Origin of the sequence: Aeromicrobium sp., assembly GCF_014378035.1 — a bacterium.
Taxonomy (GTDB): Bacteria; Actinomycetota; Actinomycetes; order Propionibacteriales; family Nocardioidaceae; genus Aeromicrobium.
In genome coordinates, this window is record NZ_JACMOM010000160.1 from 1 (window position 1) to 12032 (window position 12032).

Sequence of the window (12032 nt, forward strand, 5' to 3'; positions counted from 1 at the left end):
ACCGTCCGGTCACTGTGCGGCTGCTGGATGCTCCCATGCACGAGTTCCTGCCGCACACGCTCGAGGACGCCGAGAGCGAGGAGGAGTACGCCCAGGCCCTGGGCTTTCGTGAGTCCAATCCGATGCTCGGGCTGCGCGGAGTCCGTCTCGCGATGCTGCGCGAGGGGCTCTACCCCGCGCAGGTCGACGCGCTGTTCCGCGCCTGGATCGCGGCCTGCGCGCAGGACCGGCGACCTCAGCTAGAAATCATGGTTCCGCTCGTCTCGATCCCCGAGGAGCTCGGGATCACTGCACAGATGATCCGGCAAGTCCACCACGATGTGACCGCCGAGACCGGGGTCAACGTGCCGTTCACGATCGGCGCGATGGTCGAGACACCACGCGCAGCGTTGATGGCGGACAAACTCGTGCGGTGGGCGGAGTTTCTCTCCTTCGGCACCAACGACCTGACCCAGTTGACCTACGGGTTTTCGCGAGACGATGTCGAGGGTCGGATGCTGGGCCGCTACGTCGAGCGTGGCCTGCTCACCGCCAGCCCCTTCGCCGAGCTCGACCCCTATGGAGTTGGCGCCTTGATGCGGTTGGCGGTCGAACGGGCCCGCTCAGTGCGTCCCGGAGTCAAACTCGGCATCTGTGGCGAGCATGGGGGAGACCCGGCCTCAATCGCCCAGTGCGAGGAACTCGGGCTCGATTACGTCTCGTGTTCGCCGCACCGCGTCCCGATCGCTCGCCTGGCCGCAGCCCAGGCCCGCCCACTCCAGGAGGCCTCTCGATGATGGAGCTCGCCGACAAACAAGAGCTCGCTGATCTCCGGGCCACCGTGAACGAGCTCTGCGGGGACGCCGGCGACCTGGCCCCCGCGCGCGCCATGGAAACGGCAGGTGTGGACCACGACCCGGAACTCTGGGACATGCTGGGGCGCCAGATGGGCCTGGCCTGCCTCGGCCTGCCCGAGCAGGTGGGCGGGCTCGGTGGCCTGGCCGAGATCGTAACGGTGTCCGGAGCGCTTGGCGCGACGCTCGCCCCGGTGCCATTTTGGTCCAGTACGGTCTTGGCAGGTCAGATCCTGGCCGCGCTAGACCCGCTGCCGGTGGATGTGCTTACCGAACTGGCCGAAGGTGAGGTGGGGGCGGCCGTCGTCGCCGACCCGGATGGTCGCTGGGACCCAGACCGGGTCCCGGTGCACGCACACGCGGACGGGGATGGTTGGCGGGTGACGGGTCGCAGTCATTTCGTGGCGGGGGCCGGCTCGGCACAGCACCTGGTTGTGGCTGCGCAAGGAACCGACGGTGTTGATCTTTTCTTGGTGTCGCCCAACGATCCAGCTGTCACAGTGCTTCCCCAGCTGAGCCTCGACTTCACCCGTCCCCTCGCCTCAGTCGAGCTGAGTGGTGCAGCTACCCGGCGGTTGAGCTTCGGGGGCGCCGGTGCGATCGCTGTCCAGCGTGGCGTCGACGTCGCCTTGATCGCACTGGCTGCCGAACAAGCGACGGGAGCCCAGCGCTGCCTGGATATGACGGTGAGTTACGCCAAGTTGCGCCACCAGTTCTCGCGGTCGATCGGCAGCTTTCAGGCCGTTAAGCACCGGTTGGTAGATCTGCTCGTGCAGGTGGAATTCGCACACTCCGCCGTCGACCGAGCGTTAGCGTCGGACAACGATCCTGCAGCCTTTAGTGAGGCGGCGGCGGTCGCGGCGGCCTGGTGTGCCGATGCCTATCGCGACGTGTGCGCCGAAACCATCCAGCTGCACGGTGGGATTGGCTTCACCTGGGAGCACGACGCTCACCTGTTCTTCCGCCGTGCCCATGCAGATGCGGTGCTGCTCGGTGACGGCGCATTCCACCGCGAACGCATCGCCTCGCTCCTGTCATGGTGAGGCGCGCCGACGGGGTTGAGTAACACGGCAAAATGTCAAGTTTGAAAAGACCTCAGAAAGTGTGGACGTCGCACTGGATGGGCAGCACACTGTGACAGGTGTCACGGAACCCGCCGAAGGGTTCACTTGCTTAGTTGCCCGGTCCGCTCTGGCCCATCAAGGGAGATATTCATGCGTAGGACAAAGGCGATTGCGAGCGGGCTTACCGCCCTTGCGTTGCTTCTAACCAGTTGCGGAGGCTCCGGCACGGAGTCGACAGCCATAGCCGACGAGTCCGGCATCGCCGCAGCCGAAGAGTATCTAGCATCGGTCTCTGGTAACCCCGACGGGATCGGGATCGACATCCCCCTGTCGAAGACACCTGAGACCGGCAAATACATCATTCTCCTCCTTACCGGCGAACCCGTTGCCAAGGCGAAGTCGGACGCCATGGCGGCAGCCGCCGACGCCCTTGGCTGGAGGTACGAGACGATTGCAGTCGGCGCCACCGCCGAGGGGCCGCAGCAGGCCATGCAGTCGGCGATCGCCAAGAACCCGGATGGCATCCACTTCAGCGGCTTCCCGAGCGCTGCCTTCGGCGGCGCGATCGCCGCGGCCGAGGAAGCCGGCATCCCGCTGCTCGCCGACTCAATCACCGAGGACAAGTCCGGACCAATTATCAGTACCGCTCTGGACAACGGCACCCAGGTGGCCAACTGGGGCAAGATGGTTGCCGCCCAGTTCATCGTGGACAGCAAGGGTGTCGGTCAGGGCGCGACCTTCACAATGTCGGAGTACCCCAACCTCGTTGTTTGGCAGGAGTCCCTAGCCGAGACGGTCGCGGAATGGTGTCCCGCGTGCGAGCTCACAGCGGTTGCGACCCCCGCGTCGGACATCGGCACCAAGATGCCTGGCTCGGTGGTGAGCACCGTTCAGAGGGACACGGGAATCGAGTACGCCATGTCCAGCATCGGCGACCAGACGCTGGGCCTCGCGCCGGCGCTTCAGGCCGCTGGCCTGAGTGAGACCAATGTCCTCGGCGAGACCCCGTCCGAGGCCAACATCGAAGCGATCAGGGCCGGCACCGAAAACGGCTGGACCGGGTTTCCGACGATCATTCTCGGTTGGCGAGTTATGGACATGTGGGCGCGCTACTTCAACGGTGACGACCTCGCCGAGGCCGAGAAGGCCCTGCTCCCGCTGCAGATGATCACCCAGGACAACCTCGACGACGTCTCACTGACCGAAGAGGGCAACTACTACGTCGGCTTCGCGGACTACGCGGACCAGTTCAAGGCCCTCTGGAAGGTCAGCTGACCCCTGACCCGGTGGCGCACCCGGCGACGGGTGCCGCCGATTGATTCTCCCCGAGCTACCTGCTCGAGGCACGAACAGAGCAGGGAGTAGACATGTTGAAGGGATTGACGGGTAAGACGGCCTTGGTCACCGGCGCTGCTGCCGGAATCGGTGCGGCCACCTGCCGCCGACTGCACAGCGAGGGCGTCAACGTGGTTGCGGAGGACCGCGGTGGGGGCGGACTCGTCGCGCTTGCCGCGAACCTTGGTGACCGCATCGTGACAGTGGTCGGCGACGTCAGCGCCGCCGCCGATACCGAGCGCTTCTTCGATACAGCCGTCGAGCACTTCGGCTCGATCGACCTGTTCCACGCCAACGCCGGGATCGATCCCGGCGTCGTGCTGTTGGCCGACCTCGACATGGCGGACTTTGACCGCATCTTCGCGGTGAACGTCCGCGGTGCTTTCCTCGGCGCCCGAGCCGCCGTACGACGCATGTCAACGCAACCGGGCCGTGGCAACATCGTGTTCACCTCCTCCGTCGCCGGGCTCAAGGGCGACGCGGGCGTCGCGGTGGACGTCGCGAGCAAGCACGCGGTCAACGGCTTGGCCAAGTCGATGGCCAAGGAGATCGGCCACCTCGGCATCCGCGTCAACGTCGTGTGCCCAGGACCCACCCAGACCTCGATGATGGACCGGCTCGAGGTGGGGATAGGCAACCTCGGCGGCGCCGACGCCGAGGGCGTGCGCGTGGCGCTCGCCACCGTGATCCCGCTCGGCCGCTACGCCGAAGCCGAGGAGATCGCCGCCACCGTCGCTTGGCTGCTCAGCGACGAGGTGCCCTACATGCACGGCGAGATTGTCACCGTCGGCGGCGGGCTCTACCCCTGATCCAAGCGGGTCGGGACTCTGAAGAACAACGCAGAAACGGACGGCTGATGACGCACGCTCCTCGAACGCTACTTGAGATTTATCGGGTCATGTTTCTGGCTCAGGCTTGGGAACGGGCGCTTCTGCGGCTCATGGACGAGAACCTGGCCCCTGCGCTTTACCACCCTGGGCGTGGTTCCGAGGGCACCGAGGTCGCCGCGACCATGGCGCTCGAGGACTCGGACTACCTGTTGTATGACCATCGGGGTGTCGCCCACATCGTGGCCAAGGGCGTCGATCTGGCCGCGATGTTCGGCGACTTCATCGGCAATGATCTCGGCACAACTCGGGGTATGGGAGCGGGAATCGTGCACATCGTCGACCCGAGCTTGGGGGTGATTGGCCAGTCCGGCACGCTCGGGGGCAACCAAGTGATCGCCGCCGGCGCCGCGCTGTCGTCGAAGCTGCGAAAAAGCGGGCAGGTCACGATGTGCTTCTTCGGCGACGGTGCTGCCAACCGCGGAACGTTTCACGAGGCCGCCAACGTCGCGGGCGCCTGGAAACTTCCTCTTGTTTTTGTGATCCAGAACAACGGCTGGGCGGTGTCCGTCCCTGTTGAGCACTCCACCGGCGGGCGCTTCGTCGATCGCGCCATCGGCTACGGGATGCCAGGGGTTCAAGTCGACGGCGCCGACCCGATGGCCGTCTATGAAGCGGCCACCACAGCGGTTAATCGCGCACGCAACGGTGAGGGTGCAACGATCATCGAGGCAAAGACCGTGCGCCTGCAAGGGCACTACTTCGGCGATCCTGACGGGTATCGGGACAAGGCTTTGCGCGCCGAGGCCGCGCACGGCGACCCGATCGTCCTGACCCGAGCACAGCTGCTCAGTCAGGGAACGCCCGAGGCCGAGATCGACGACGTCGAGCGGGCCGCACTGGCCGAGGTCGACGCGGCGAGAGCCAAGGCACTTACCGGCAAAGCCCCAGGACCCGAGCGCATCTTCGAGGACATCTACGCATGAGTACACGGACATTGACGTACGCACAGGCCATCAACGAAGCGATGTCGGAGGAGATGGAGCGGGACGAGCGGGTCTTCATCATGGGCGAGGACGTCGGCGCGATGGGCGGGGTCTTCGGCGTGACCAAGGGTCTGCAGAAGCAGTTTGGCAACGAGCGGGTCATAGACACTCCGATCTCGGAGATGTTCATCGTCGGTGGCGCTGTCGGGGCCGCGCTGACGGGCATGCGCCCGATCGCCGAACTGCAGTTCGCCGACTTCATCCACAACGCCTCCGATGAAACGCTGCACAAGATGGCGAAGTGGCGCTACATGCACGGGGGCAAACTGACGGTGCCGATGGTGCTGCGACTCCCCGAAGGCGCCACCGGCGGCTCAGGCGCAGAGCACTCGCAGTGCCCCGAGGCAGAACTCCTCCCACATGCGGGCATCTACATCGTCATTCCTTCTAATCCGGCGGACGCCAAGGGTCTGCTCAAGAGCGCGATCCGGGACGACAACCCGGTCGCGTTCTTCGAGCACAAGATGCTGTACGCGACGTCCGGCGAGGTCCCCGAAGAAGAGGTGCTGATACCCCTGGGCGAGGCCAACGTCTGCCGCAAGGGCAGCGATGTCACGGTGGTGTCCTGGGGCCGGATGGTGTCACTCGCCATGGAGGCGGCGGAATCTGCTGCGTCCCAGGGCATCAGTGTCGAGGTGATCGATACCCGTGGGCTGCGACCTCTTGATACCGACGCCATTCTGGCCTCGGTTGCCAAGACGGGCAGGCTGATCATCACGCATGAGGCGCCGCTGTCCGGCGGTGCCGCAGGCGAGATCGCGGCGATCGTTGCCGAACACGGGCTGGACTTTCTCGCTGCGCCGATCCGACGGGTGTGCGGTACGGATACGCCGATGCCGCAGAACCCGGCGTTGGAGCGGTTCGCCCTGCCCACTACGGCCGCTTTGCTAGACGCGATCACCGCACAGCTCGCCTAGATCTGCAGCGCTCCATGGATCAGGTGGCGTCGCGTCACCTCCCAACGACAGTGAGGACTTATCGTGCACCTGCTCCACCTTCCCCGTCTTGGACAGACAATGCAGGTCGGGGCGATCACGTGCTGGCTGACCGATCCCGGCACGTCCTACGAGATAGACGCCGAGCTGTATGAGGTCGAGACGGAAAAGAACGTCGTCGAGATCGTCGCGAAGCTTCCCGGAACTATCCTTCGCGTCATCGCACCGACCGGCTCCGAACTGCCCGTCGGTGCCCTTCTCGCCGTGGTCGCCGATCCCGGTGAGGATCCGGACGAGAGCGCCATTGAGGCTCTCATCGCCGCCGATCTGGCCGAGATTGCGGCGACGGCGCAGGGCGATGACGCTGCCGCTGGCCCGTTGGTTCCCGCGGCCGCCCCGGATGCCACGACACCCGCCTTTGGCGCAGCGGACCGGGCGATCAGGGTGATCCCCAAGGCCCGGGCGATGGCAACCGCGGCGGACCTGGATCTGGCGACCGTGACCGGCACCGGCGCGGCTGGCTCGATTACCGTGGCCGACGTGGAGGCCGCGCTCGCCTCGGGATCAACCAGTTCCACAGTCGATACCTCGGTGGCAGAACGCCGTCCTCTCACCAGCGTCGCGCGCGCCATGGCCTCCGTCCTCACCGCAAGTTGGCGTGACGTTCCTCAGTTCGTGCAGCAGGTCCACATCGACGCGACCCAGATGAGAATAATCCGCTCCGAGCTGGCCAGCCACGGAGTCCGCGTCTCGTTCACCGACATCCTTATCACTGCCGTCGCCACAGCCGCGCGCGAGGTACCTGAGGCCAACGCTCAGTTCACGCCCGATGCCATTCACATCATGGCCGACGTCAACGTGACCGTCGCAGTGGACACCGACGCCGGACTGCTGGTACCGGTCATCGCGCAGGCCGATCAGCTGGACGTGGTGGGCGTGAGCGTGCGGCTGCGCGAGCTTTCCGAACGGGCTCGAGCTCGACGCCTCGCCCCGGCCGACACTGCCGGAGGCACGATCACCGTCTCCAACCTCGGCGCAGCCGGAATCGAGACTGGAATTCCCCTGGTGGCGTCTCCCCAGGCCACGATCGTCTTCGCCGGTGCCATCATCGACAGTGCTGTCGTCGTCGACGGCGCCGTCCAGATCCGGCCGCTGATGGGTCTCGCGATCGGCTACGACCACCGCGTCCTCGATGGCGCGACCGCCGCCCGCTTCACCTCCGCCCTGAAGCGACGGCTGGAGACGGGTGCGTGAGCTATCAGCGCCCCCGATGCGTCAGGCTGAGGTGAGACACCTCCACTGAGTTCCTTCCCTTGCACGGGGTGAGAAGCGAGAGGAGCACGATGACGACGGCTGGTGTGGTCAGCAGCCGTAACGATGATGGGGTCATGGGACCCCGGGCTAATCGATCGAAACGGCGTAGCTTCACTGGCGAGCACCAAGCCGGAATTCTGGCTGAGTATGACGCCGCCGACCGCGTCGAACGCGGGGCGATCCTGCGCCGCGAGAGCCTGCACTCCTCGCACATCATCGAGTGGCGCAAGGCAGCCGCGGCCGGACCCGAACCCGCACTCGTTCGTGCGCCGCGGCCGACGCCGCCGAACGGGCTGTCCGGCACCGAGCGCCAACGGGTGCTGGGCGTGTTGACCGAGCCGCGGTTCGCGGACAAGGCCGTCGCGCAGACCTGGGCGACCCTGCTCGACGAGGGACCTACCTGTGCTCGATGTCCACCATGCACAGGGTTCTGCGCGCCAACAGCCTCGCTGGCGAACGTCGTCGTCAGGCCAGCCACCCGCCACGGAAGAAGCTCGAACCGCTCGCCACGAAGCCAGGTCAGGTCTGGAGCTGGGACATCAAATGCCGACGTCGGCATTTGATGTCCCCGACGAACTTGACCCCGAGACGCTCAGCGGTGAAGTCGCGGCCGACCAGGTCCGGCATGTCCTTCGCCGCCTTCTCGTCAGCCTCGGTGGTCACTCGGAACGGTCGCGGCTGACACGCGATCAGGCCATCAGCACGCATGATCTGACGCACCAGCTCCGGTGAGCACTCAGTGCCCTCCTCGGCCAGATTGGCATGGGTCCGGCGGTACCCGTAGGTCCCGTCCGAGGCGACGAAGAAGTGCCTGCCTACGGGCCGCTGTGGCCGATTGGGGCCGGCTCAGCCAGTGGCAGAACCCCGAGTCGAGACGCTCAACCAGGCGCACATCTTGACCTCCTTGATCGTCTTGGAAGTCGAGATCTCCTGACCCAGCTCGTCCTTAAACTGCTGGCTGAACCGTCTATGTGATGCAGTCACTGCGGATCTCATTTCGCGTAGATCCCTCACTTTAGGAGGGACCACTGTCCGAGATCACCGAGACAGCCCACACGTCGACGTTGGATGCCCGCACTCACGTTCGTAGACCGCGGTTCGACCTTGCCAGTCTGATCCGCTCGATCTCCGGGATGATCACCCCTGCGCGGGCTAGCTCCAGGGCGTCCATGACCTCAGGACGAGTGCCCAGAGCTGCACCGCGAACTGTCCGAGACACTGACGCCGATGACGATTGTGGTCGTGCCGGTGCAAGCGCTCCAGAAACCGCCGGATCGCGTGAAAGGGCATCAACGCGTCCAGGAACGGCGCAGCGGTCACATAAGTCCAGATCGCCGAGCGGGACGAGCTAACGGATCTGGACCACGAGCGGGTACTCGGCCATGCCACCGTCCGGGCCCAGACCAGGACCGGCGAAGGGATCCAATTCGCCCTCAGGCAAATGTTTCGGCTCCCAGCTGGCATCGGCGGCAGGCGCCGCGCATCCTAGGAGCCGTATACGGCCTGCATAGACGTCCTAGAAGCGCCCTTCTAGGGACTTGCGCAGTCGGCGCGGATCGGGAAAGACATTGAGGTGTCACCGCGACCCGCGCCGGATACGGGATGGATCAGAGCAGGCCGATGCCCACGAAACTGCCCACGTCGACGAGGCTCTTGCCGTCGAACTCGTAGAACGTCGCATCGGTGTGACAGATCGCCGGGAACGACGCAACGGGCGGCCCTGCGCAGGTGTATGGCGTCGACAGCCAGTTGTGCTGTTCCTTGGCTGCCTGCATGAAGGAGATGATCGACTCCGACGTCAGTTTGTCGACCCCGATCTCGTTTGACAGCTCCCAGAGGTTCATCGTCGACTGGAAGCCGAGCAGGGTGAAGGCGTCGACCTTGGACTCGTCCTGACCGGCGTACTTCGCGTGCGCGTAAAGGAACTGCTTCATTTCATCGCCTACCGGTGACTGCTGCATTTGCTGGGTCTCGCCGGTGAAGTACATGCCCTTTGCAGCAGCGGCGTTCTGACTGAACAGCTCAGGGACGATGCAGGAGCCCGTACCGACGGCAGGGATCTTGCTCCCCGCACCCTGCAAAGCCTTGATCACCTTGGTGCAGTCCTGCGGGCCTACGAGCATCACGATCGCGTCGGGCTCCTTCGAAACCGCCTGCTGCGCCTGAGTCGCGAAGTCGGCTGTACCTGCTGGCGCAGCGATGAAGGAGCTGGCGACGCCGAGCTTCTCCAACGGACCCTCGATGAAGGTCTCATACGAATCGACGCCCGACGGGGAGTCCGTGCCGATGCTAACAACGCTCTCAGCGTCGAGCGTCTCCTTGAGGAATCGCGGCACCGCCGGCACCTGGACCGGTGACGCACCGACGCTGTAGAAGGCATTCAGAGAGGTGTACTCCTTCGCCTGGATGGGTGCCCCGAACGTCAACGGGATCTCGGCGCTCTCGTAGATCGGGACTGACGTGGGAGCGCCGAGATCCACACCGGTCATGACTGACAGGACCTCCTCGCCGATGAGCTTGTTGGCGCAGGACTGCGACTTCTCTGGAGTGCCGTCGGTGAGGCACTCTTCGATCTCCATCGGCCGACCGCCGATACCGCCGAGCTCGTTGTTTATGTATGCCTGAGCCACCTTGGTGCCGACGCCGGCCTGGGCGAAGTCACCGGTGGCAGCGCCCACCTGGTTCGCGAAGCCGAACTTGACCCCGTCTCCGGCCGCTTTCTTCAGAGCAGCTCCGTTGTAGCCGGCCGACCCGCTGCTACCGCTGGACTCGTTGTCGCTGGAACAGGCAGTCAATGCAGTCGAAGTCGCGAGCGCAACCAACCACACCGCCCATTTACGTGCTCGGAAACCATACATGGTGCCTCCTTGTTGGTGGACCGAACGGTCCGTGGGTTGCCGGGTGGGCGGGGTGCCTGGGCCCGTCAATTCTTAGAGTGCGGCTTCGCCGAGGTACTGCGACTCCAGCAGCTCGCGGCGCGTCGCGAGTTCCTTGGCGGAGCCGGTAAGGACGACGTCACCGTGTGACAGAACGACGGCCCGGTCGGCGACACTGAGTGCCATCTGGATGTGCTGCTCGACGATGACGACGGCCAGGCCGAGATCGTCGGCAACGGTGCGGAGGATGGGGAGCAGTCGTTGCACGATGACAGGAGCCAGACCCAGGCTCATCTCGTCGACCAGCAAGACTTTGGGGTTGCTGGCCATGGCCCTTGCCAGGGCCAGCATCTGCTGCTCGCCGCCGGAGAGTTGACCGGCCCGGCGCCCGAGCAACGGTTCGAGCGCGGGAAGGTAGGAAATCGCGGAGTCAATCGCCTTCTGCCGATCACCGCGGATGGCGAGCAGCAGGTTCTCCCTTACCGTGAGGTCGAAGAAGAGCGCCCTCTCTTCGGGCACGAGGGCGACGCCGTTGCGTGCCGCCGCCCACGGTCGCTTGGCGTTGACGGCGCGGCCCAGCACGGTGACCTCACCGCTCTGCGCCGGCAGCAGGCCGGCGATGGTGAGCAGGGTTGTTGTCTTGCCCGCGCCGTTAGGGCCGAGCAGCGCCACCACCTCTCCGGCTGCGACAGTGAGGTCGAGGTTGCGCACAACCGTGGTGGGGCCGTAGCCCGCGTGCATACCGCGTACCTTCACGGCCACTGCCTGCCGTGCCTTCGACACGCCCGTAGGGGTGGTCATGCGGTGGCTCCTCCGATCGAGGGTACGGACGGGACCACGGACTCCGGCGGCATCCCGACATCGGGTTCAGCGTCCGCGCCTAGATAGGCAGCTACCACCGCAGGATTGGCCCTGATCTCATCGGGGGTCCCCTCGGCGATGACGCGGCCGAAGTCGAGCACGTAGACGCGGTCGCAGATACCGAGCACCAACTCCATGTCGTGATCGATCAGCAGTATCGAGGCGCCGCCGTCCACCCTGGCACGCAATTGTCGGCCGAGGGCCTGGCTCTCGACGCTGTCGAGACCCGCTGCGGGTTCGTCCAAAAGGAGCAGGTCCGGCTTACGCACCAGCACCCGGGCGATCCCGACCAGTTTGCGGTGTCCATGGGACAACTCCGGGGGGTAGAGCCCGGCAAAAGCGGTCAGGCCGAGGGAGGCCAGAGTGTCATCAAGTAGGGCGCCGTCGACCGCCTTGCGCCCGGGTCGCACCACGTCGGCGGGCGGCTCCCACCAACGAGGGTCTGAGGCCGCCACCCGGCAGTTGTCGCGTACGGACAGATCGTCGAACAGTTCCAGAGACTGGAATGTTCGGATCATGCCGAGTCGCGTTCTTCGGTGCGCTGGCATCGAGGTTACGTTGTGCCCGTCGAAGATCACGCGACCCGACGTTGCAGGCGTGAAGCCAGCAAGGCAGTCGATCATGGTCGTCTTGCCGGCACCGTTCGGCCCGATCAGGCCGACTAAGCTGCCCCGCTCCACCCGCAGCCGGGCCTCACTCAGGGCGGCCAGACCCCCGTAACGAACGGTCAAGCCATCCAGCTCAAGCAGGGACATCGACGCTACCTCCCTGCGATCGACGAGGAGGCGACGGGTTGTTTGCGCCTGGCCAGGTTGGCCCGCACCTGATCCCGCGCGATGGCCAAGCCGCCGGTGATTCCGTCCTGGTTGAGCACGGCCGTCAAGATTAGTCCGATGCCTGCGACGATCTGCACGTAGCGGCCAAAGCCGAAGGCGTTGTCC

The 12032-nt window shown here is 65.4% G+C and carries 11 protein-coding genes and 1 pseudogene; 7 read left to right on the forward strand and 5 right to left on the reverse strand.

Translation table 11 applies throughout. The features are described 5' to 3' along the window. The 7 genes from H7290_RS08255 to H7290_RS08285 all read left to right on the forward strand — a co-directional run. On the forward strand, positions 1–776 hold a 776-nt coding region (locus H7290_RS08255), incomplete at its 5' end, for a putative PEP-binding protein (RefSeq protein ID WP_366927615.1). After that, the gene (locus tag H7290_RS08260) at positions 773–1876 is read left to right on the forward strand and encodes an acyl-CoA dehydrogenase family protein (RefSeq protein WP_290513540.1); all 1104 of its coding nucleotides are present in this window, start codon (positions 773–775) and stop codon (positions 1874–1876) included. The genes H7290_RS08255 and H7290_RS08260, both read left to right, overlap by 4 nt. Positions 1877–2047: 171 nt before the next feature. Beyond that, a complete protein-coding gene (locus H7290_RS08265; RefSeq protein ID WP_290513541.1) occupies positions 2048–3172 on the forward strand; it encodes a substrate-binding domain-containing protein in 1125 nt (374 codons plus the stop codon). A gap of 92 nt (positions 3173–3264) precedes the next feature. Further along, the gene (locus H7290_RS08270) at positions 3265–4041 is read left to right on the forward strand and encodes an SDR family oxidoreductase (RefSeq protein WP_290513542.1); all 777 of its coding nucleotides are present in this window, start codon (positions 3265–3267) and stop codon (positions 4039–4041) included. Positions 4042–4130: 89 nt separating this feature from the next. After that, positions 4131–5045 (forward strand): thiamine pyrophosphate-dependent dehydrogenase E1 component subunit alpha, encoded by a 915-nt coding sequence (locus H7290_RS08275; RefSeq protein WP_290513549.1) that lies wholly within the window; start codon positions 4131–4133, stop codon positions 5043–5045. Next, positions 5042–6022, forward strand: coding sequence for an alpha-ketoacid dehydrogenase subunit beta (locus H7290_RS08280; RefSeq protein WP_290513543.1), 981 nt, complete (start codon positions 5042–5044; stop codon positions 6020–6022). Before H7290_RS08275 ends, H7290_RS08280 begins: the two co-directional genes overlap by 4 nt. A gap of 63 nt (positions 6023–6085) precedes the next feature. Beyond that, entirely contained in the window at positions 6086–7294 is a 1209-nt protein-coding gene (locus tag H7290_RS08285; RefSeq protein ID WP_290513544.1) for a dihydrolipoamide acetyltransferase family protein, read from the forward strand. A gap of 621 nt (positions 7295–7915) precedes the next feature. Here the strand turns inward: H7290_RS08285 and H7290_RS08290 are convergent. The 5 genes and pseudogenes from H7290_RS08290 to H7290_RS08310 all read right to left on the reverse strand — a co-directional run. Then, positions 7916–8254 (reverse strand): annotated as a pseudogene (locus tag H7290_RS08290) (IS3 family transposase); the annotation flags it as partial. A 707-nt stretch (positions 8255–8961) separates the two neighbouring features. Then, positions 8962–10212, reverse strand: coding sequence for an ABC transporter substrate-binding protein (locus H7290_RS08295; protein WP_290513545.1), 1251 nt, complete (start codon positions 10210–10212; stop codon positions 8962–8964). A 72-nt stretch (positions 10213–10284) separates the two neighbouring features. After that, positions 10285–11031 (reverse strand): ABC transporter ATP-binding protein, encoded by a 747-nt coding sequence (locus H7290_RS08300; RefSeq protein ID WP_290513546.1) that lies wholly within the window; start codon positions 11029–11031, stop codon positions 10285–10287. After that, positions 11028–11846: an ABC transporter ATP-binding protein gene (locus tag H7290_RS08305; RefSeq protein ID WP_290513547.1), complete on the reverse strand. Its 819-nt coding sequence runs from the start codon at positions 11844–11846 to the stop codon at positions 11028–11030. Before H7290_RS08305 ends, H7290_RS08300 begins: the two co-directional genes overlap by 4 nt. 5 nt (positions 11847–11851) lie before the next feature. Continuing rightward, the coding region (locus tag H7290_RS08310) for a hypothetical protein (RefSeq protein ID WP_290513548.1) at positions 11852–12032 on the reverse strand (181 nt) is incomplete at its 5' end.